The sequence below is a fragment of the Dactylosporangium sp. CA-052675 genome, assembly GCF_050947935.1.
Classification (GTDB): domain Bacteria; phylum Actinomycetota; class Actinomycetes; order Mycobacteriales; family Micromonosporaceae; genus Dactylosporangium.
In genome coordinates, this window is record NZ_CP192010.1 from 8,129,840 (window position 1) to 8,150,350 (window position 20,511).

Consider the following 20,511-nt stretch of genomic DNA (forward strand, 5'->3'; position numbering starts at 1 on the left):
TGCTGGTGAGCTGCGCGATGTCGCTGGACGGGTACCTCGACGACGCGACCGACGAGCGGCTGGTGCTCTCCAACAGCGAGGACCTCGACCGGGTCGACGCGATGCGGGCCGGCTGCGACGCGATCCTGGTCGGGGCCAACACCATCCGCCGCGACAACCCGCGGCTGCTCGTGCGCGCGGCCGAGCTCCGGGAGCGGCGGGCCGGCGACGGGCTGCCGCCACCGGCGAAGGTCGCGATCCTCGGCCACGGCGACGTCGACCCCGGCTCGCGCTTCTTCACCGAGGGCGACACCGAGAAGATCGTGTACTGCGCGACGGCGACCGCCCACCACAACCAGTCCCGGCTCGGCGGGCGGGCCGAGGTCGTCGACGGCGGCGAGCCCGTCGACCCCGCGTTCGTGCTCGAGGACCTCGCCGCCCGCGGGGTGGGGCGGCTGCTGGTCGAGGGCGGCAGCACGATCCACACGATGTTCCTCACCGCCGGGCTCGTCGACGAACTGCAGCTCGTGATCGCACCGTTCTTCGTCGGCGACGGGCGGGCCCCGCGGTTCGTCGGCGACGGCCGCTTCCCGTGGCACCCGGGCCACCGCGCCACGGTGGTGGACGTGCGGCAGATGGACGACGTGGTACTCCTGCGCTACGCCCTTTCCGACCGATTCGAGGCCTGATGAGCACCCCCACGAGCAGTGTGCAAGCCCCGATTCGGATGCACGACCCCCGGGCCGCCATCTCGGAGCGGGTGCAGCGGCACCGGCGGCCGCGCGGCGGGACGGGGCCCCAGCGGGCGACGTTCGTGCTCGTCGCCGTCGCGCTCGCCAACGCGGCAGTGGTCGAGGCGCTGTTCTTCACCGCGACCGGCGCGCCGAGCGCCATGCTCGCCGCCGGGCGCTTCCTCGGCCTGCACGCCGCGGTGCTGCTCGCGCTGCAGCTCGTGCTCGTGGCCCGGGTGCCGTGGCTGGACCGGCGGCTCGGGCTCGGGCAGCTCACCGCCTGGCACCGCTGGGTCGGCATCGGGCTCGCCTGGACGATCGTGGTGCACGCGACGCTCGCTTCGTGGGCGTACGCCCGCATCAACCACTGGCCGTTCGGCACCCTCGCGGACAAGTGGCTCGGCTCGCTCGGAACCCTCGCCGGCGTCGTCTCGGGCACCCTGCTGTTCGTCGTCGTGCTCGCCTCCACCCGGGCGGTGCGGCGGCGGTTGCCGTACGAACTGTGGCACCTCGTCCACCTGGGCACCTATGCGGTCGTCGGGTTCGCGATCGTGCACCAGAGCATCGAGAACCCGATCTCCCAGCCGGCCACGTGGGCGAAGGTCTACTGGTGGGTCCTGTGGACGGTCGCGATCGGGCTGTTCGTGCTCGGCCGCATGGCGCTGCCGCTGTGGCGCAACCTGCGCCACGGCCTGCGCGTGTCCGCCGTCGTGGCCGAGTCCGACGACGTGACCTCGGTGTACGTCACCGGGCGGGGTCTGGACCGGATGCCGGCCGAGGCCGGGCAGTTCCTGTTGTGGCGCTTCCTCACCCCGGGCCGCTGGTGGCAGGTCAACCCGTTCTCGCTGTCGCAGGCGCCGGACGGCCGGACCCTGCGGCTCACCGCCAAGGCCGTCGGGCACGGCACGGCGGGCCTGCGCAAGCTCCGCGTCGGCACCCGGGTCTTCGTCGAGGGCCCCTACGGCGCGTTCACCGCCAAGCACCGCACGAAGTCCTCGACGCTGCTGATCGCGGGCGGGGTCGGCATCACCCCGATCCGGTCGCTGCTGGAGGTGCTCGAGGGCTCGATCGTGCTCATGTACCGCGTCCGCTCCGAGGCCGACGCCACGCTGCTGAGCGAGCTGCGCGACCTCGCGCGCGCCAAACGTGCGACGCTGATGCTCGTCGTGGGCCGCACCAAGGACACGAACCCGGCGCCGTTGAGCCCGGAGCACCTGACCACGCTGGTGCCCGACATCCGCCAGCGCGACGTGTACGTCTGCGGGCCGACGGCCATGACGGACACGGTCCTCGCGTCGCTGCGCAAGCTGGGCGTGCCCAAGACCCAGATGCACGCGGAGATCTTCGCCCTGGCCGACTGATCTCGGGGGTCAGCCGGGTGCGGTCCGGTGCCCGGCGCTCACGGATGCCCCGCGCACGCCGAAGTCAGCCCTGGAACCGGCCGGACTTCGACAGGGAGCGCACCTTGGGACTCACCGTGTTCGTGGTGCTGGTGGTGCTCGCCGCCGGCGCCGAGGCGCTGCTCCCCCGGCGCAACCGCCCCGCGCCCGAGGTCGCCGAGCCGGAGGACCTCTCGTTCGTGCTGCGCTCCGGGCTGGCGCCGATCCGCGGCTACGCGGAGATCCTCGGCGACCGCGTGAGCGGCGACGACGACCGGCGGATGATCCGGGCCATCGAGCACCACGCCGAACGGCTCACGGTGCTGGCCGATCGCCTCCACACCGAACGCCCCTGACGCTACTGCTGCTGCTTCCGCCGCCGCCTTGTTCCTTGTTCTATTTCTTGTTCTTCTTTCGCGGCTTCACCGTGATGTGGATCGGCGTGCCGGTGAAGTCGAACTCCTCGCGCAGCTTGCGCTCGACGAAGCGGACGTAGCCCGGGTCCAGGGCGCCCGTCGTGAACAGCACGAACTTGGGCGGGGAGACGCCGGCCTGGGTCGCGAACAGCACGCGCGGGGCACGGCCGCCGCGCACCGGGTGCGGGGTCGCCTGGACAAGCGCGGTGAGCCACTGGTTGAGCTGGCCCGTCGGCACCCGGCGCTCCCAGTTGGTCAGCGCGGTGCGCAGGGCCGGCGCCAGCTTGTCCACCGCGCGCCCGGTCAGCGCCGAGACGTTCACGCGCACGGCCCACGGGACGCGGCGCAGCTCGCGGTCGATCTCCTTGCCGAGCTGGTAGCGCCGGTCCTCGTCGACCAGGTCCCACTTGTTGAACGCGATCACGAGCGCCCGGCCGGCCTCGATCACCATGGTGATGATGCGCTGGTCCTGCTCCGAGATGACCTCGCTCGCGTCGAGCAGCACGATCGCGACCTCGGCGGCCTCGATGGCCGCGTTGGTGCGCAGGGACGCGTAGTACTCGGTGCCGCTCGCGTGCGAGACGCGCTTGCGCAGGCCGGCGGTGTCGACGAGGTGCCAGGTCTCGCCGCCGAACTCCACGAGGCTGTCCACCGGGTCGACGGTGGTGCCCGCGACCGAGTCGACGACCGCGCGCTCCTCCTTGGCCAGCTTGTTGAGCAGGCTGGACTTGCCCACGTTGGGGCGCCCGACGAGCGCGATGCGGCGCGGGCCGGCCTCGCGCGGCTCGACCGGCCGGGCCGCGGGCAGGTGCTCGAGGATCTTGTCGAGCAGGTCGCCGGAGCCGCGGCCGTGCAGGGCCGAGACCGGGAACGGCTCGCCGAGCCCGAGACCCCACAGGCTGGCGATCTCGCCCTCGATCCGGTCGTTGTCGACCTTGTTCGCGACGAGGATCACCTTGCTCGCGCTGCGGCGCAGCATCCGCACCGCGGCCTCGTCGTCGGCGGTCGGCGGGATCGTGGCATCGACGACGAAGAGCACCACGTCGGCGGTCTGCGCGGCGATCTCGGCCTGCGTCGCGATGGCCTTGGCCCGCTCGCGGGCGTCGGGCAGCCAGCCGCCCGTGTCGACGATCGTGAAGTTGCGGCCGGTCCACTCCGCGTCGTACGCGACCCGGTCCCGGGTCACCCCGGCGACGTCCTCAACGACCGCCTGCCGGCGCCCGAGGACCCGGTTGACCAGCGTGGACTTGCCGACGTTGGGGCGGCCGACGACGGCGACGATGGGCAGGCTGAGCTCGATGTCCATCTCGTCGCTCTCGTCGAGAGCCTCGCGGGAGACGTCCGCGGGCGTTGTGTTCACGCCGTCACCTTCCAGCGCATCCCGGCTCGGTCCTTGTCGCGCATCACGGCTCGGTCCGACTGTTCGCGTGCGGCTCGTGGCCCGCCCCCGCAGGCCGCGCAGCTTGGAGCCCGGCGTATCCCGGCTCGGGAGACGTCCGCGGGCGTTGCGTTCACGCCGTCACCTTGTCGAGCATGCGTCGCAGCCGGTCGACCACCTCGTCGATGCCGAGCGCGGTGGTGTCGAGCACCACGGCGTCGTCGGCCTGGCGCAGCGGGTCGGCGGCGCGGGTCGAGTCGAGCCGGTCGCGCCGCGCGAGGTCGGCGGCGGTCGCGGCCCGGTCGGTCGCGTTCTCGCTGCTGCGGCGGCGGGCGCGCTCCTCGGCGTCGGCGGTGAGGTAGACCTTGAGGTCGGCGTCGGGCGCCACGACCGTGCCGATGTCGCGCCCCTCGACGACGATCCGAGCGGACTCGGTGATGATCGCGCGCTGCTGGGCGACGAGCCGGGCGCGCACGGCCGGGACCGCCGAGACGGCCGACACCGCCCGGGTGACCTCCGGCCCGCGAATCTCCCGGTCGACACCGACGCCGTCGACGCTCACGTGCGGGCTCGCCGGGTCCGTGCCGACGACCAGCTCGACACCGTCGGCGACCGCGGCGATCTTGTCGGCGTCGCCGAGATCGACGTTGTCGCGCAGCACGGCGTACGTCACCGCGCGATACATGGCGCCGGTGTCCAGGTAGCGCGCGTTGAGCGCCTGGGCGACCCGACGGGAGATGGTGGACTTGCCGGAGCCGGACGGCCCGTCGACGGCAATCACCAGTTGCCGGCCCTCGTCGTGCACGCCCGTCTCCTCTGACTCGATGAAGCCCTTCAAAACAGTACTTGACCCGCCGATGACGCCCGCCCACGGGAGGCCGCCGTCACATCCGGTCTCCCCGGGATGGCACAGCGCACGCTCGCACCGCTGCCGGAAGGCCACCCCGCCCTCGCGCCGCCCTCCCGACGGTTCCCGGTGACGTCGCCGGCGACCGAGTTCTTGTCGAAGGCCCAGGTCGTTGTTCTTGTCGAAGGCCCAGTTCGTTCCGAGGACCACATTGCTGCGCGACGGTCGCGGCCAGGCCGAGCGGCGCACCTTGTTGCCGATGGCCTCAGCGTCGCCGGATCACGCACGCGTCACCCGCACGCTCAACGACCGGCCTCGTCGCACGGCGGAACTCCCGGCTCCACCGCATCACAGAGCCCGTCCTCGACCCCGCGCGGCGAGCCCGGCAGTCCGGCCTTCTGTGGCGAGCCCGACGGTTTGAGGCCGCGCGACGAGCATTCCGACATTTCACTCTCTGGGCGAGCATTCCGACACTTCGCTCTCCCTGAGCGAGCATTCCGACATTTCCGAAATATCGGATTCGTCCGAACATTCGGGGCGCTGCGTGCACGGCTCGCCCATCGTGCGGTCGGCCTCGGGCAGGCGCGACAGCACCGAGTCGGCGATGCCCAGCAGCGCGTCCACCTGCTCGGGCGCCAGCGCGTCGAAGAACCAGTGCCGCACGTGCGCCACGTGCCGGGGCGCCGCCGCGGCCACCGCCTCCCAGCCGGCCTCGGTCAGCACCACGAACGCCCCGCGCGGATCGTCGGCGCACGGCTCCCGGGCCACCAACCCCCGGGCCGTCATCCGCGTGATCTGGTGCGTGAGCCGCGTCTTCTCCCAGTCGGCCGCGACGCGCAGCTGGAACACGCGCAGCCGCCCGCCCGGCGCCTCCGACAGGCTCGCCAGCACCGCGTACTCCGCGATCGTGAGCCCCGTCTCCCGCAGCAACTGCCGGGCCGTGCGGCGCTGGACCTCGGCGTTGAGGGCGAGGTACGCGCGCCAGGCCCGCTGCTCCCGCCCGTCCAGCCACCGTGCATCGGTCACACCGGAAGTCTACGGGCGTGGGTGACACATCACCGTTGTCGTGAGCTATCGTCTCGGTGACACGTCACCCTTCCCCGGTGGCGCCGCGCAGAAAGAGGAACCACGCTGTGACCAAGGTCGGAATCATCCTCGGCAGCACGCGTCCGGGCCGTAACGGCGAGGCCGTGGCCAAGTGGGTCTACGACATCGCGAGCCGCCGCACGGACGCGGAGTTCGAGCTGGTCGACCTGCTCGACTACAACCTTCCGCACCTGGACGAGGCCGCGCCGCCGTCCTTCGGGCAGTACGCCAACGAGCACACCAAGCAGTGGGCGGCCAAGATCGCCGAGTTCGACGCCTACATCTTCGTGACGCCCGAGTACAACCACTCGACCAGCGGCGCGCTGAAGAACGCGATCGACTTCCTCTACGGCGAGTGGAACAACAAGGCGGCCGGCTTCGTGAGCTACGGCTCCGCGGGCGGCACCCGCGCCGTCGAGCACCTGCGCCTGATCGCGGGCGAGCTGCAGATCGCCGACGTACGCGCCCAGGTCGCGCTGTCGCTCTTCACCGACTTCGAGAACTTCTCGGTCTTCAAGCCGGGCCCACAGCACGAGTCCACGCTCACCACGGTCCTCGACCAGACGATCGCGTGGGGCAAGGCCCTGGCAACCGTCCGCAAGGCCGCCTAGCGCGCATATACGAAATGTCGGATATGTCGCGGCGCGCCAGCGCCCGACATATCCGGTCCGGCCGATCGGTGCAGTAAGGGCCGGTGCAGTATGGCCGGTCCACTGAAGAGCCGCTGCACTGAAGAGCCGGTACGGCAAAGGGTCGGTGCAGTAAAGGGGTCGGTGCAGTAAAGGGTTCGGTGCAGGAACGGTCGACCTGGCACGGACTCGCGGCGCAAGAGCTGGTGCGGCAAGAGGCCCACCGCGGCAAGAAGTCGGGTGCGACCCGGTGCGATGCGAGGCTCGCGCGGCGGCGAGCCGGTGGAGGCGCTAGGACGACGTGCTGGTGCGGCCCGAGCCGTACGCGAACCGCTCGGCCAGGGCCGCCCCCGCCTCGACCAGCTCCGGGGGACCCACCAGCTCGAAGTCCCTGTCGAACATGCCGAACCACGCGGCCAGCCCCGTCCACGACCACGAGCCCGCCGTCACCCGGCAGCGGTCCGGGCCCGCGTCCTCGACCAGGGCCTGCCCGCGAATCCACTCGTTCGCCGCCGCGGCCGTGACGTGCAGGATCGCCGTGCCCTTGCACGGGTACTGGTCCTGGCGCTCGAAGCGCTCCGCCACGAAGTCGGCCACGTCCGCGGCCGGCAGCTCGCGCGGCCGGAAGCGGGGGCCGTTGGGGGTGCGCGGGGTCATGCGGTCGACGCGGTACGTGCGCCAGTCCGCCCGGTCGAGATCCCACCCGATCAGGTACCACCGCCCGCCCCACGTCACCAGGTGGTGCGGCTCGGTACGGCGCGGCGGGCGCTGGTCGTCCGGGCCCTCGATCAGCTCGCGGCGGCCCTCGTAGTCGAAGCGCAGCACCTCGCGGGCGCGGACCGCCGCGCCGATCGTGAGCAGGTGCTCGGCGTCGATGTCACCCTCGCGCCAGGAGGTCTTCGTCACGCGCGTCACCTGCAGGGCGTCGATGCGGTGGCGCAGGCGCACGGGCATCACCTGGCGCACCGTGGCCAGGGCCCGCAGCGCCGCCTCCTCGACGCCCTGCACCGACATCGTCGCCGTCTGCAGGGCGACCGCCACGGCCACGGCCTGGTCGTCGTCGAACAGCAGCGGCGGCAGCTCGGAGCCGGCGTCGAGCCGGTAGCCGCCGTCCGGGCCGCGCGTCGCCTGCACCGGGTAGCCCAGCTCGCGCAGCCGGTCCACGTCGCGGCGGACCGTGCGCGGGCTGACCTCGAGCCGGTCGGCGAGCGTCCGGCCGGGCCAGTCGCGGCGGGCCTGCAGCAGGGACAGCAGCGCCAGCAGTCGCGCCGAGGTTTCGAGCATGGGCTCAGTATTGCCCGCATACAGGACAGGGACCGTCCTCATCCCGGCCCGCGGCGAACACGCAATCCCGCCCCACGGCGAACACGCATCCCACCCCGCGGCGAACACGACAGCCCGCCCCACGGCGAACACGCATCCCACCCCGCGGCGAACACGACAGCCCGCCCCGCGGCGAACACGACAGCCCGCCCCGCGGCGAACACGGAACCCCGGCCAGCCCGGCGGCGAACACGGAGGCCGGCCCGCGGCAGACACGGCATCCGGCCCGCCGAGCACGGAATCCCGGCCTGCGGTGAACGCGGAAACTACTCCCCGACGGCCTTGAAGAGCGCCCCGATCTCAGCCTGCGACAGGTGCCGCGTGCGCCCCGGCCGCAGGTCGCCGAGGCGGATCGGGCCGATCTGGGTGCGGATGAGCCGCTGCACCGGGAAGCCGACGGCGTCGAACATGCGCCGGACGATGTGGTTGCGACCCTCGTGCAGGACCACCTCGACGAGGGCCACCTTGCCGTAGGCGTCCACGACCCGGAACGAGTCGACCTTCACCGGGCCGTCCTCGAGGGTCACGCCGGACTTGAGCTCGCGGCCCATCGCGCGCGGGACGGGGCCGGGGATCTCCACCTGGTAGGTCTTGGCCACCTCGTACGACGGGTGCATGAGCTTGTGCGCGAGCCCGCCGTCGTTGGTGAGCAGGATCAGGCCCTCGCTGTCCTGGTCGAGCCGGCCCACGTGGAACACCCGCGACTCGATGTTGGGCACGAGGTCCGAGATCGCGTTGCGGCCCTTCTCGTCGTCCATCGTGGAGACGACGCCGCGCGGCTTGTTCAGTGCGATGTACACCAGCCGGGTGTCCGTCACCAGGCGCTGCCCGTCGACGTGGATGGCGTCACGGCTCGGGTCGGCCTTGTCGCCGAGGCTCGCCTCGCGGCCGTTGACCGTCACCCGGCCCTCGTCGATCATGCGCTCGCAGGCGCGGCGCGACCCGAGCCCGGCGGCGGCCAGGATCTTCTGCAGCCGCTCCTCGCGCCGGGGCACCTCGGCGTCGGGCGGGGCGTCGAAGGCCGAGCCCTCGAAGTCGGGTCCGGCGAACCCGGGCGCGGGCACGGCGGCGGAGTCAACGGACGGGTCAACGCTGGGCATCGGCGATCTCATCTATGTCGTCGGGCAGGAACGGGGCGAGCGGGGGCAGCTGCTCGACGCTGTCCAGGCCGAGTTTCTCCAGGAACAGCGTGGTCGTCTTGTAGAGGAACGCGCCGCTCTCGGGCTCGCTGCCGATCTCCTCGATCAGGCCCCGCGTCACCAGCGTACGGACCACACCGTCACAGTTCACACCCCGGATGGCGGAAATGCGCGACCTCGTCACCGGCTGCTTGTACGCGATCACCGCGAGTGTCTCCAGCGCCGCCTGGGTCAGCCGGATCTGCTGCCCGTCGAGCACGAACTTCTCGACGTAGGCCGCATACTCGGGCCGGGTGTAGAGCCGCCAGCCCCCGGCCACGCGCCGAAGATCAAACCCGAAACCCAGCCGTGTGTACTCCGCTGAAGCCGCCTCCAGCGCCCCGGCCACCCGTTCGACGGGCTGGTCGAGCACCTGGGCGAGCGTGACCTCACTGGTCGGCTCGTCGACGACGAGCAGAATGGCCTCGACGGCGCCACGCAGCTCGGCGTCACCCATCTCGGGCTTGGCGGGCTCCCCGGCACCCGGCTCCGCGGCCGCCGCAGGGACCGGCGCCTCGAGCCCCGGCAGCGTGTCAGCGACCGCCTCGCCGTCGAGCTCAGCGACAACCGGCTCGGCTGCCGCCTCGGGCCGCGGCTCCGCCTCTGCCTCAACCTCGGGCTCAGCGACGACCGACTCGGTTTCCGCCTCGGACTCGCGCTCAACGACGACCGAATCGGTTTCCGCCTCGGGCTCGGGCGCAGCGACGACCGGCTCGACTTCGGCCTCGGGCTCAGCCTCAGCTTCAGGCTCAACCTCGCCCTTAGCTGCAGGCTCGGGCGAAGACTCAGCCGACGGCGAGGGCGATGGCGAAGGCGAAGGCGAAGGCGATGGCGATGGCGATGGCGATGGCGAAGGTTCGGCGTCCTCCGCGGGCTCGTCGGACTGCCACTGGAGCTCGGGAAACGACTGAGCGGCCGGCGGCTCCGGCTTCGGACGCGCCCACGGCGGCACCCAGCTCGCGGCCTGATCGGCCAGCGACCCGGCGGGCTTGTCGTCCTCGTTCACTCGTCCACCTCGTTGTCCACGTCCACCGCGGCCGGGGCGAGCCCCGCCCCCGGCGACTCCGAAGCTTCCACCGAACCCGCGGCGTCGTCCAGGGATTCTGCGGCGTCGTCCAGGGATTCTGCGTCGCCCAGGGATTCTGCGTCGCCCAGGGATTCTGCGGCGTCCAGGGATTCTGCGGCGTCGCCCGGTTCCGGCTCCTTGGCCGCGGGCGCCGGCGACCCCTCGTACTCCTCGACCTGGATCTCCACGTTCGCGTCCTCGGCCGCGGTCCAGCGCACGATCAGCTCGCCGAGGGCCTGGACCTGTTCGAAGCCGACGAGGTTCTCCCGGTACAGCTCCAGCAGCGCCAGGAAGCGGGCCACCACCTCGAGGGTCGTCTCGCAGTCGGCGCACAGCTCGGCGAAGGTCGCCACCCGGCGCTCGAACAGCCGGTCGCGCAGCAGGTTGGCGTGCTCCCGGACGCTGACGCGCACCTGGTGGATGTGCGCGACCGAGACCACCGGCGGCACCTTGGGCGTGAAGGCCCGGACGGCGAGCTTGAGCAGCCGCTTCGGGCCGATGCCGAGGACCAGGTCGGGCAAGGCCTCCGCGTACTGCGGCTCGAGGGAGACCGCGCGCGGGTACCGCCGCGCCCCGACGGCCTCGAGCCCCTGGATGTGCGCGGCCGCCTCCTTGAACGCCTTGTACTGCAGCAGCCGCGCGAACAGCAGGTCCCGCGCCTCGAGCAGCGCGAGGTCCTCCTCGTTCTCGACCGTGGCCGAGGGCAGCAGCCGGGCCGCCTTGAGGTCGAGCAGCGTGGCCGCGATCACGAGGAACTCGGAGGTCTCGTCGAGGTCCCAGTCGTCGCCCATCGCGCGGATGTAGGAGATGAAGTCGTCGGTGACCGTGTGTAGCGCGACCTCGGTGACGTCGAGCTTGTGCTTGCCGATGAGCTGCAGCAGCAGGTCGAACGGCCCCTCGAAGTTGGACAGCTTCACCTGGAAGCCCGAGGGGGCCGGCGTCGCCGGCGGCGTGTCCGGTGTTGGCGTGTCCGGTGTGGGCGCGTCCGGTGTGGGCGCGTCGGGAGCCGGCCCGTCCGCGAGCAGCGGCGCCTCGGCGTCCACCACCGCGGGCGCCGAGGACTCCACAACCGGCTCAGTCACGCGAAGAACCTAGCGCACGAACAGCGAAAAGCCCCTATTAGAGACGCCGCTCGGCCTGCTGCGCGATGACCTCCCGCGCCAGCTGCCGGTAGTTGCGCGCCCCGGACGAGGCCGGGTCGAGCGTCGTGATGGGCGCGCCCGCGACCGTCGACTCCGGGAACTTCACGGTCTTCGTGATGACGGTCTGGTACACCTTGTCGCCGAACGCCTCCACCACGCGCTGCAGCACCTGGCGGCAGTGGGTGGTCCGGCTGTCGTACATGGTCGCGAGGATGCCCTCGAGCTCCAGGTCGAAGTTGAGCCGCTCGCGCACCTTGTCGATCGTGTCCAGCAGCAGCGCCACCCCGCGCAGCGAGAAGAACTCGCACTCCAGCGGGATCATCACGCCGTGCGCGACGGTGAGCGCGTTGATCGCCAGCAGGCCGAGCGACGGCTGGCAGTCGATCAGGATGAAGTCGTATTCCTTGAGCACCGGGCGCAGCACCCGGGCCAGCGCCATCTCGCGCGCGACCTCGGTGACGAGCTGGATCTCGGCCGCCGAGAGGTCGATGTTCGCGGGCAGCAGGTGCAGCCCGGCGATGTCCGTCTTGATCCGGATGTCCTCGACCGTCACGTCGGAGTCCATCAGGATGTTGTAGATCGTGAGGTCGAGGTTGTGCGGGTTGACGCCGAGGCCGACCGAGAGGGCGCCCTGGGGGTCGAAGTCGACGAGCAGCACCCGCCGGCCGTATTCCGCGAGCGCCGCGCCGAGGTTGATGGTCGACGTGGTCTTGCCCACGCCGCCCTTCTGGTTGGCCATGGCGATGATCCGCGCCGGGCCGTGCCGGTCCATCGGCATCGGCTCGGGGATCGGCTTGCGCATCGTGTACGCGGTCGGGTCCGCCGGCCCGAGCTCCGCACCGAGGTCAAGCGAGGCCTGCTCGGCGCGCATCGTGGTGGTCCACGACTCCGCCTGGTCGCCCATGCCTGTCATCGCTGTCTTCGCCCCTCCCGGCGGCGTTGTCTCCGCCCCTGGACCGAAATCGGCGTTCAGCCTTGGGGGGAGCGAGTCAGCCGTTGCCCGACTCTACCGTCCCTGCAGCGTACATACCGCGCCGCGCGCCCGGCGTGTCGCGAAGCTCATCGTTGGGTACGGTCATTGCCGTGTTGGGACCAGGGGACGTGCTCGGCGACCGGTACCGCCTCGATGAGTTCGTCGCCAGCGGCGGCATGGGGCAGGTCTTCCGGGCCACCGACAAGACGCTCGGCCGCACCGTCGCGGTGAAGGTGCTGCTCCCGGGCCACGGCAGCAACGCCGAGTTCGGCAGCCGCTTCCGCTCCGAGGCGCGGATCATGGCCTCGATCGGCCACCCGGGCGTCGTCGGGGTCTACGACTACGGCGAGACCCCCGAGGGCACGCTGTTCCTGGTCATGGCGTTCGTCGACGGCCGGCCCCTGGGCGAGCGCATCGCGGCCGAGGGCACCCTGTCGGTCGGCGAGACCCTCGACGTCGTGGCGCAGGCGGCCGACGCGCTGCACGCCGCGCACGAGATGGGGATCATCCACCGCGACGTCAAGCCCGGCAATCTCCTGGTCGGCGAGAACGGCGCGGTGACGCTGGTCGACTTCGGCGTGGCCCGCTCGGCCCAGGTGACCGCCGTGACGAAGCTCAACGCGGTGATCGGCACCGCGCTGTACATGTCGCCGGAGCAGGCGTCGGGCCACCCGATCTCGCCGTCGGCGGACATCTACGCGCTGGGCGTGGTGGCGTACCACTGCGTCACCGGCGCCCCGCCGTTCACCGGCAACTCCCCGCTCGAGATCGCCATCAAGCACCTGCAGGACGAGCCGCCGCCGCTGCCCGCCACCCTCCCGCCGGCCACCCGGGCGCTGATCGAGCGCGCGATGGCCAAGGACCCCGCGGACCGGTTCCCGACCGCCGCGGCGATGGCGGCCGCGGCCCGCGCCGCGCGCGACGGCACCGCGCAGGACCCGGCACTCGCTCCGGCGGTCCGCGCCTCCGCGCCCACCACGGTGATCGCCGCGCCGGGCGCCGCCCCCGCCGACGAGGACGCCCCCGGACGGCCGGTCTGGATGCCGATCGCCGCCACCGCCGCCGTGATCGCCCTGGTCGCGGGCGTGATCCTGGCGGTGGTGGCGCTGTCGCGCAAGGCGTTCGACCCGAGCTTCCCCGACGCCCGCCCCACCGTGTCGGCCACGCCGCCGGCCTCGGAGACGGCGAAGGCCCCGGGCGCCCCGAACGCCTCGCACGGGCCGACCCCGGGCGCCTCGGCCGAGGCCACCAGCGCGGCGAACACGGCCCCGCCGAGCTCCCCCGCGCCCGGGAACAACCCGGTGTCCTCGGCCCCGCCGGTGACGAGGACCACCACGCCGCCCCCGCCGACCACGGACACCGCCACCCAGCCGCCGGTCTCGGCCGAGGCGACGAACGGCGGCGGCAACGGCGCGAACAACGGCGCGAACAACGGCGCGGGCAACGGCCGGGCCTGACGACGGCCGAACCGGGGCCGAACCCGGACAAATAGGCGACGAAAATTCCTCCGATCGTGTGCAACCCTTCCCGGGGCGCTTGCGTCTACCCCCGGACGAAGGGAGCCCGAACGGGTGAACCAAGACGACGAGGCGCACTTCCGCGAATTCGTCACCGCGCGATTCGACGGGCTGCGCTCCCTCGCCTACCTGACGTGCGGGGACTGGCACGCCGCCGAGGACGCGGTGGCCGCGTCCCTGGCCAAGCTGTACGTGCGCTGGACGAAGGTGGACACCCCGCTGGCGTACGTGCGGCGGGCGATCGTGCACGCGCTGGTCGACGAGTCGCGGCGGCCCTGGCGGCGCCGCGAGCGCTCGGCCGGCTACGCGCTGCCCGAGCTGCCCGGCCCCGACCACGCCGATCAGGTCGACGAGCGGCTCCGGATTCGCGCCGCGCTCGCCCGTATGGCACCGGGCCAGCGCGCCGTGCTGGTCCTGCGGTACTACGAGGGGCTGAGCGTTGAGGAGACCGCCGAGGTGCTCGGCCGCCAGCCGGGGACCGTCAAGAGTCAGACCGCCCGCGGGCTCGCCGCGCTCCGCGCGCTCCTGGGCACGGACGAGCTCCGTGTCCGCGACGACCTTGCGCAGGGCAGTGCGGCGGGTGGTGTCGGCATCGGCCACGAGCAGGACGGGAGGCAAGGGCATGGAACAGGATCTGCACACGCTGCTGACGTCGGTCCGGGACGACGCGCCGCCACCGCGGCTCAGCGTTGACGACATCACCGCCGCGGGCCGGCACCTGGTGCGGCGCCGCCGGCGGCTGACCCTGCTCTCCTCCGCCGGCGGCGGCGCGGTCACCGCGATCGCGGCGGTCACCGCGGTGCTGATGCTCACCGGCGCGCCCCGCGCGCTGACCCCGGCCGTGGACCCGAGCGGACTGGCCAGCCCCGCGGCGCCGGCGCCGACCGCGTTCGTCGAGGCGGCCGCGTTCAGCACGACCTACCAGGGCTACAAGGCCGGGCCGTATCAGGTCGGCGACCCCGACTTGGTGACCAACGCCTACCAGCAGTCCACGATCGCGACCGCGCCCGGCGGCGACCCGGCACCGTCGGAGTCGGAGTCGGCCGAGGCGGCGGACCCGGTGCCGTCGGCCGGTCCGGGCGCGGCGGCGAGGGCGAAGGCGAAGGACGTGCCCACCGGCGGGATCCTCGTGGTGTACCGCCCCGGCGCCTTCGAGCCGACGCTGTTCGAGAAGGGCGGCGAGAAGGTCCAGCTGCGCGACGGCGGCTCCGGGCTGCTCGCCTACGCCGGGACCATGAACGCGCCGCCGACGGCGCCGGGCGACCGGCCGGCCGTGGGGCGCACGGGCCTGGTGCCGACGCTCGCCTGGCAGTACACCGGCGATGCCTGGGCGGCGATCTACTGGTCGGCGTGGGAGAACGTGCCCGACCGCGAGCATCTGCTCGCGATCGCGGACGGGCTCACGCCCTCGGTGCCGCGGCAGTTCCCGGTGGCGTTCCAGCCGGCGACGGTACCGCGGGGCTACCAGCTGCTGTCCGTGAGCTACGGCGGCGACGTGTTCACCGGCGACGAGGTGGTCTCGGCCGCACGGCTGACCGCGAAGCCCCCGGCGCTGCCGATCTACCAGCCGTACGTCTTCGAGGACCTGCCGGTGCTGACCCTGGCGGTCGGGCACACGGACGCGGGGCCGAAGCTGGCGGGCCGGCTCGAATGCGACGGGCAGACCCGGTGCACGAAGGTGGCCGACACCGGCAAGACGTACGTCTACGCCGAGGCGGGCAACACGAAGCTCAGCGCCACGCTCACCCAGCTGGCGCTCGGCATCAGGCTCGAGGGCGATCTCGGCGCCAGCGGCACCTGGCCACCCGCCGCGAAGGTGTTCGCGAACTGAGCCGGTCATGACGGCACCCCGGGCGCGGAAAAAACGCGCGTGCGCGAGCGGCCGGGGTGCTGCTACCGTTGGTGCATGCGTTTCTGAGCCCATCGACGCCGCGCGTGCCGCCGCTGACCGCCTGAGCGGGTCCAGCCGGACGGCCCCCGTTGTGGGTTCATCTCTTCCCGCTTCGTCGCGCGGCCGCAGTCTGCCCACCAGCCAGCCCGCCGTCCGCGAAGGAGACGCTCATGCCTGCCGTGAACCACGAACCGGAAGACACCACGACCACCGAGGCGACGGAGGCCGCAACGGCCGCCGAGCATGCCGAGGACCAGCCGGCCAACCCGCTCGAGGCGATCCGCCGGGCCCAGGCCAACCGCACGTTCCCGACCGGGGGCGGCGGCCGGGGCGGCCGGGGCATCGGCAAGGGCGGCAACCCGCAGGCGCCGAGGATGTACAACCGCCACAAGTGAGCGAGCGTGTCACGGGGCGCCGGTGAGGTACTGCTGCACCGTCGCCCCGATCCGCTCGACCACCGTCTCCACCGGCATGTGCGCGACCGGCGGGATGCGCAGGATGTGCCGGCAGATCGCCAGCCCGAGCATCTGGGTGGCGAGCAGCCCGGCCCGCTGCTGCGCCTCGGCCTCGTCGCCGCAGAGCCGGCGCACGATGGGCACGATCTGCTCGGCGAAGACGCCGCGGACCCGCTCGGCGACGGTCTCGTCGGTGGCGGCCGAGCGCAGCAGGGTCAGCAGCACGTCGCCGGTCGGGTCCTCCTCCCAGCGGCGCACCCAGTGCCGCACCAGCTGCGGCCCGAGCCGCTCCGGCGGGATGGCCGAGACGTCGGGCATGCGCAGGTCGATGTCGACGGCCGCGGCGAAGAGGCGTTCCTTGCTGCCGTAGTACCGCATCACCATCGACGGGTCGATGGCGGCGTCGGCGGCGATCGCGCGGATGGTCGCGCGCTGGTAGCCGTCCTCGGCGAAGCGGACCCGGGCGGCGTGCAGGATGGCGGCGCGGGTGGCATCCGAGCGGCGAACGGTCACAGGCGCGACCTTAGGCCAACAAGCGTTGGCCTCCAAGTCACCGGGCGCGGGGGTGGGCGGTGGCGTACACCTCGCGCAGGCGGTCGACGGTCACCAGCGTGTACACCTGCGTCGTGGTGACCGAGGCGTGCCCGAGCAGCTCCTGCACGACCCGGATGTCGGCCCCGCCGTCGAGCAGGTGCGTGGCGAACGAGTGCCGCAGGGTGTGCGGCGACACCCCCGACGGCCCGTCCACCGGCAGCCCGGCCCGGTCGGCGGCCTTGCGCAGGATCGTCCACGCGCTCTGCCGCGACAGCGCTCCCCCGCGGGCGTTGAGGAACACGTTCGGCGCCCCGGTGCCGTGGGCGGCGAGGGCGGGACGGGCCCGGACCAGGTAGGCGTCCAGCGCCGAGCGCGCGTAGCTGCCCATGGGCACGAGCCGGGTCTTGCCGCCCTTGCCGTGCAGGGTCGCCATCCCCGGCCGGGCGTCGAGGTCGAGGTCGTCGACGGCGAGCCCGACCGCCTCGGAGATGCGCGCGCCGGTGCCGTAGAGGAACTCCAGCAGCGCCGCGTCGCGCAGGTCGAGCGGCCCGCCGAGGGCGGCCCCGGGCACGGCCAGCAGCCGCGCGACCTGGTCGACGTCGAGCGCCTTCGGCAGCCGCTTGGGCAGCGCGGGCGGCTTCACCTCGCGGGACGGGTCGCTCGAAGTGAGGCCCTCGAGCAGGGCGAAGCGGTGCAGGCCCCGCACGGCGCTGGCGGCGCGCGCGGCCGAGGAGGCGGAGAGCGCCACGGCGTCCCCGGCGGGCGCGCGCAGGTCGGCGACGTGGGCGGCGATGTCGCGCGTGGTCACGTCGGCCAGGTCGGCGATGCCCGCCGCGACCAGCCAGTCCACATACCGGTCGAGGTCGCGGCGGTACGACGCCAGGGTGTTGGCGGCCAGCGCCCGCTCCACCGTGAGGTGGTCGAGGTAGGAGTCGACGGCGCGGCGCAGGTCCACCATGCGTCCTATGCCGGGTTCCCTGTCAACACGTCCTGCAGGGCGACGTGCTCCATGCCGTGCGCGTCGGCGACCGGGCCGTAGGTGACGTGCCCGTCGTGCGTGTTGAGGCCGAGGGCCAGGGCCGGGTCGCGGCGCAGGGCCTCGCGCCAGCCGCGGTTGGCCAGCTCCAGCGCGTAGGGCAGGGTGACGTTGGTCAGCGCGTAGGTGCTGGTGTGCGGCACCGCGCCGGGCATGTTCGCCACGCAGTAGAAGACCGAGTCGTGCACCCGGTAGGTGGGCTCGTCGTGCGTGGTCGGGCGCGAGTCCTCGAAGCAGCCGCCCTGGTCGATCGAGATGTCGACGAGCACGCTGCCCGGCTTCATGCGCTTGACCAGCTCGTTGCTGATGAGCTTGGGCGCCTTCGCCCCGGGCACGAGCACCGCGCCGATCACGAGGTCGGCGTCGAGCACGGCCTTTTCGATCTCGTACCCGTTCGACGCGATCGTCTGCAGGTGCCCCTGGTAGATGGCGTCGGCCCCGCGCAGCCGGGCGATGTTCTTGTCGAGCAGCAGCACCTCGCCCTGCATGCCCAGCGCGATCGCGGCCGCGCTCAGCCCGGAGACGCCGGCCCCGATGACGACGACCTTGGCCGCGTAGACGCCGGAGACGCCGCCGAGCAGCACGCCGCGCCCGCCGCCCGCGCGCATGAGGTGATAGGCGCCGACCTGCGGAGCCAGCCGCCCGGCGACCTCGGACATCGGGGCGAGCAGCGGCAGTGAGCGGTCGGCCAGCTCCACGGTCTCGTAGGCGATGCCGGTGACCTTGCGCTCGACGAGGGCCTGGGTGCAGGCCTTGGACGCGGCCAGGTGCAGGTAGGTGAAGAGCACCTGACCGGCGCGCATCCGGTGGTACTCCTCGGCGATGGGCTCCTTGACCTTGAGCACGAGCTCGCCCTCGGCCCATGTGTCGTCCGCGGACGGCAGGATGGTGGCGCCGGCCTCGCGGAACTCCTGGTCGGTGATCGTGGAGCCCTCGCCGGCCCCGGTTTCGACGAAGACCTCGTGCCCGTTCGCGGCGAGCTCGTGGACGCCGGCGGGCGTGATCGCCACGCGGTACTCGTGGTTCTTGACCTCGCGCGGAATTGCGACCTTCACGTTGACCCCTCTCCACTCAGCGCGTCATTGCGCTGTGTGTCCAAGGCGGAGTTTATGGCCCTCTCCCACTACCCGTCGGCCGCACAGTGTGAACTCCTGAGCAGCGGGATTGACAGGTTGTCCGGGGCGGACGGTGATCTATGCTGTGCGGCCATGACCGTCTACGGCGGGCCCCGCCCCTCGCTGCCCGGGCCGAAGCACGACAAGGTCCTGCTCGGCGCGGCCGCGGTCGCCGTGCTGGCGGTCGTCGTGGGCATCGTCCTCGGGGCCCGGGCGTTCATGTCCGACGATCCCCAGGCGACCGGCGCGACGCAGACCCCGCTGAGCGCCGGCGAGGACTCCTCCGCCCCGGCTCCCCCGCCGTCGGCCGCGCCCCCGCCCAGCCCCGCCGCGAGCCCGACGCCGTCGCCGACGCCGCCGAAGGCCGCGCTGCTGGCCGCGAAGCCGTCGCTGATCCGCCCCGACCACTCGCAGCTGTGCTTGCAGGCCAACGGGGGCAACGGCGGCAACACCACCCAGCAGGGCTGCGACGGCAACAACCCGACCGAGATGTGGGTGCCGCAGGCGATCGGCGGCTCCCAGGACACGTTCCAGTTCGTCAACGCGGCCGACAACCGGTGCCTGAGCGTGAGCAACAACTCGAAGGACAACTTCGCCCAGGTGTGGCTGTGGGACTGCCACGCCGACATCGGCCAGCTGTGGAAGCTGGTGCCCGACAACGGCGGGTACCGCCTGCTCAACCCCAACAGCAACCGCTGCCTGACGATCGAGGGGGGCAACCCGCAGCCGGGCGCGGTCGCGCGCATCTTCGACTGCAACGGCCAGGCCGACGAGCGCTACAAGTTCCAGCCCCTCGGCTGAGCACCGGGCCGTCACGCCTGCCTTCAAGCGTGTCCGCGGGGTGTCGACCCGGAGCCATCGGGAACAATGTTCGGCATGACTTCGACCGGCCCGGGCGGCCTGCCCGACACCTGCCCCTGCGGCCTCGGCGAGCCGTACGACGAGTGCTGCGGGAAGTACCACCGCGGCGCGGAGCCGCCGAGCGCCGAGCTGCTGATGCGGGCCCGGTACTCGGCCTACGTCGTCGGCGACCGCCGGTTCCTGCTGCGCACGTGGAGCGAGAAGACCAAGCCGCGGGCCCTGACGCTGGAGGCCGACCAGAACTGGCAGGGGCTGACGATCCTCGACCGGTCCGGCGGCGGGCTGTTCGACACCGAGGGCATCGTGGAGTTCCAGGCGCGGTTCGTCACCGACGGCCGGCCGGGCAAGATGCACGACCGGAGCCGGTTCGAGAAGGTCGGCGGGGCCTGGCGCTACGTGGACGAGGTCTGACGGCTGCGCCACTCGCGGTCGAGCATGGCGTAGATGTACTGGTCGCCGTACTCCCCCTTGAAGATCTCGTCCTCGACGAAGTGGGCCTCGCGGCGCATGCCGAGCCGGGTGAGCAGCCCCCAGGAGGCGGTGTTGCGGGTGTCGCAGGCGGCGTAGATCCGGTGCAGGCCGAGGTCCTCGAAGCCCAGGCGCAGCATCGCCTCGGCGGCCTCGCGGGCGTAGCCGCGGCCCTGGAAGGCGGGGTTGAGCGTGAAGCCGAGCTCGCCCTGCCGGTGCGCGACGCTGGCCCAGCGCAGCACCACCTGCCCGACGACCCGCGGCTGCCCCTCCGGCTCGGCCTGCATGGCCAGCGTCAGCCACTGGCCCTCCTCGGTCAGGGCGGCCTGGCCCTTGCGCCGCTCGAGCGCCGCCCGGGTCTCCTGCGGGGTGTGCACCTCCCAGTAGAGGTACCGCACCACCTCGGGGTCGCCGGTCATCAGGTGCAGGTCGTCGTAGTCGCCGTCGGCGAAGGGGCGCAGCGTGAGCCGCTCGGTCCGGATCGGGTAATCGGGTCGCAGCACCCGC

Annotated in this window: 22 protein-coding genes; 10 read left to right on the forward strand and 12 right to left on the reverse strand. The window is 72.5% G+C overall.

The genetic code is table 11. From position 1 onward, the window contains the following. The first annotated feature begins 17 nt into the window (after nt 1–17). The 3 genes from ACQP1P_RS36000 to ACQP1P_RS36010 all read left to right on the forward strand — a co-directional run bounded on the left by ACQP1P_RS36000 (nt 18) and on the right by ACQP1P_RS36010 (nt 2,445). Entirely contained in the window at nt 18–668 is a 651-nt protein-coding gene (locus tag ACQP1P_RS36000; protein WP_433090235.1) for a RibD family protein, read from the forward strand. After that, entirely contained in the window at nt 668–2,071 is a 1,404-nt protein-coding gene (locus ACQP1P_RS36005; protein ID WP_433077976.1) for a ferredoxin reductase family protein, read from the forward strand. The genes ACQP1P_RS36000 and ACQP1P_RS36005 overlap by 1 nt, the downstream gene beginning before the upstream one ends. A gap of 104 nt (nt 2,072–2,175) precedes the next feature. Beyond that, entirely contained in the window at nt 2,176–2,445 is a 270-nt protein-coding gene (locus ACQP1P_RS36010) for a hypothetical protein (protein WP_433077978.1), read from the forward strand. Between the two features lie 40 nt (nt 2,446–2,485). Here the strand turns inward: ACQP1P_RS36010 and der are convergent, their stop codons facing one another. The 3 genes from der to ACQP1P_RS36025 form a co-directional block, all read right to left on the reverse strand. Next, complete coding sequence (der, locus tag ACQP1P_RS36015; protein WP_433090237.1) at nt 2,486–3,811, reverse strand: ribosome biogenesis GTPase Der; 1,326 nt, start codon at nt 3,809–3,811, stop codon at nt 2,486–2,488. 205 nt (nt 3,812–4,016) lie between these two features. After that, nucleotides 4,017–4,688 carry a (d)CMP kinase gene (cmk, locus tag ACQP1P_RS36020; protein ID WP_433077980.1) on the reverse strand — a complete coding sequence of 224 codons (672 nt, stop codon included), beginning with the start codon at nt 4,686–4,688 and terminating at the stop codon, nt 4,017–4,019. 489 nt (nt 4,689–5,177) lie between these two features. Next, nucleotides 5,178–5,756, reverse strand: coding sequence for a MarR family winged helix-turn-helix transcriptional regulator (locus ACQP1P_RS36025; RefSeq protein WP_433077982.1), 579 nt, complete (start codon nt 5,754–5,756; stop codon nt 5,178–5,180). Between the two features lie 107 nt (nt 5,757–5,863). Here ACQP1P_RS36025 and ACQP1P_RS36030 point away from each other — a divergent pair, with 107 nt between their 5' ends. Beyond that, entirely contained in the window at nt 5,864–6,427 is a 564-nt protein-coding gene (locus ACQP1P_RS36030) for an NADPH-dependent FMN reductase (RefSeq protein WP_433077984.1), read from the forward strand. A gap of 309 nt (nt 6,428–6,736) precedes the next feature. Here ACQP1P_RS36030 and ACQP1P_RS36035 read toward each other — a convergent pair whose 3' ends face one another. From ACQP1P_RS36035 to ACQP1P_RS36055, 5 genes are all read right to left on the reverse strand, one after another. After that, on the reverse strand, nt 6,737–7,729 hold the full coding sequence (locus tag ACQP1P_RS36035) for a helix-turn-helix transcriptional regulator (protein WP_433077986.1): 993 nt from the start codon (nt 7,727–7,729) through the stop codon (nt 6,737–6,739). 305 nt (nt 7,730–8,034) lie between these two features. Next, nucleotides 8,035–8,733 carry a pseudouridine synthase gene (locus ACQP1P_RS36040; protein WP_433090239.1) on the reverse strand — a complete coding sequence of 233 codons (699 nt, stop codon included), beginning with the start codon at nt 8,731–8,733 and terminating at the stop codon, nt 8,035–8,037. 121 nt (nt 8,734–8,854) lie between these two features. Continuing rightward, entirely contained in the window at nt 8,855–9,952 is a 1,098-nt protein-coding gene (scpB, locus tag ACQP1P_RS36045) for an SMC-Scp complex subunit ScpB (protein WP_433077988.1), read from the reverse strand. Continuing rightward, nucleotides 9,949–11,058, reverse strand: a complete 1,110-nt coding sequence (locus ACQP1P_RS36050; protein ID WP_433090241.1) for a segregation and condensation protein A — start codon at nt 11,056–11,058, stop codon at nt 9,949–9,951. Before ACQP1P_RS36050 ends, scpB begins: the two co-directional genes overlap by 4 nt. Nucleotides 11,059–11,131: 73 nt before the next feature. Next, a complete protein-coding gene (locus ACQP1P_RS36055) occupies nt 11,132–12,067 on the reverse strand; it encodes a ParA family protein (protein ID WP_350621314.1) in 936 nt (311 codons plus the stop codon). A gap of 170 nt (nt 12,068–12,237) precedes the next feature. Here ACQP1P_RS36055 and ACQP1P_RS36060 point away from each other — a divergent pair, with 170 nt between their 5' ends. From ACQP1P_RS36060 to ACQP1P_RS36075, 4 genes are all read left to right on the forward strand, one after another. Next, nucleotides 12,238–13,584, forward strand: a complete 1,347-nt coding sequence (locus ACQP1P_RS36060) for a protein kinase domain-containing protein (RefSeq protein ID WP_433077990.1) — start codon at nt 12,238–12,240, stop codon at nt 13,582–13,584. A 114-nt stretch (nt 13,585–13,698) separates the two neighbouring features. Continuing rightward, nucleotides 13,699–14,337 (forward strand): SigE family RNA polymerase sigma factor, encoded by a 639-nt coding sequence (locus tag ACQP1P_RS36065; protein ID WP_433077992.1) that lies wholly within the window; start codon nt 13,699–13,701, stop codon nt 14,335–14,337. Then, on the forward strand, nt 14,267–15,475 hold the full coding sequence (locus tag ACQP1P_RS36070; RefSeq protein WP_433077994.1) for a hypothetical protein: 1,209 nt from the start codon (nt 14,267–14,269) through the stop codon (nt 15,473–15,475). Before ACQP1P_RS36065 ends, ACQP1P_RS36070 begins: the two co-directional genes overlap by 71 nt. A 230-nt stretch (nt 15,476–15,705) precedes the next feature. Further along, on the forward strand, nt 15,706–15,930 hold the full coding sequence (locus tag ACQP1P_RS36075; RefSeq protein ID WP_433077996.1) for a hypothetical protein: 225 nt from the start codon (nt 15,706–15,708) through the stop codon (nt 15,928–15,930). Nucleotides 15,931–15,939: 9 nt separating this feature from the next. Here the strand turns inward: ACQP1P_RS36075 and ACQP1P_RS36080 are convergent, their stop codons facing one another. Genes ACQP1P_RS36080 through ald form a run of 3 tightly spaced genes read right to left on the reverse strand, consistent with a single transcriptional unit; the run spans nt 15,940 to nt 18,615 of the window. After that, complete coding sequence (locus ACQP1P_RS36080; RefSeq protein WP_433077998.1) at nt 15,940–16,503, reverse strand: TetR family transcriptional regulator; 564 nt, start codon at nt 16,501–16,503, stop codon at nt 15,940–15,942. Between the two features lie 37 nt (nt 16,504–16,540). After that, nucleotides 16,541–17,482 carry a site-specific tyrosine recombinase XerD gene (locus tag ACQP1P_RS36085; RefSeq protein WP_433078000.1) on the reverse strand — a complete coding sequence of 314 codons (942 nt, stop codon included), beginning with the start codon at nt 17,480–17,482 and terminating at the stop codon, nt 16,541–16,543. A gap of 5 nt (nt 17,483–17,487) precedes the next feature. After that, on the reverse strand, nt 17,488–18,615 hold the full coding sequence (gene ald, locus ACQP1P_RS36090) for an alanine dehydrogenase (RefSeq protein ID WP_433078002.1): 1,128 nt from the start codon (nt 18,613–18,615) through the stop codon (nt 17,488–17,490). Nucleotides 18,616–18,768: 153 nt separating this feature from the next. On the opposite strand from ald, the gene ACQP1P_RS36095 reads away from it, so the two are divergent. Together ACQP1P_RS36095 and ACQP1P_RS36100 are read left to right on the forward strand one after the other, a co-directional pair. Continuing rightward, nucleotides 18,769–19,476, forward strand: a complete 708-nt coding sequence (locus ACQP1P_RS36095; RefSeq protein WP_433078004.1) for an RICIN domain-containing protein — start codon at nt 18,769–18,771, stop codon at nt 19,474–19,476. A gap of 75 nt (nt 19,477–19,551) precedes the next feature. Then, a complete protein-coding gene (locus ACQP1P_RS36100; protein ID WP_433078006.1) occupies nt 19,552–19,947 on the forward strand; it encodes a YchJ family protein in 396 nt (131 codons plus the stop codon). On the opposite strand, the gene ACQP1P_RS36105 is transcribed toward ACQP1P_RS36100, so the two are convergent. Next, nucleotides 19,929–20,507, reverse strand: a complete 579-nt coding sequence (locus ACQP1P_RS36105; RefSeq protein WP_433078008.1) for a GNAT family N-acetyltransferase — start codon at nt 20,505–20,507, stop codon at nt 19,929–19,931. The two genes, ACQP1P_RS36100 and ACQP1P_RS36105, sit on opposite strands and share 19 nt — an antisense overlap. Nucleotides 20,508–20,511: the final 4 nt, after the last annotated feature.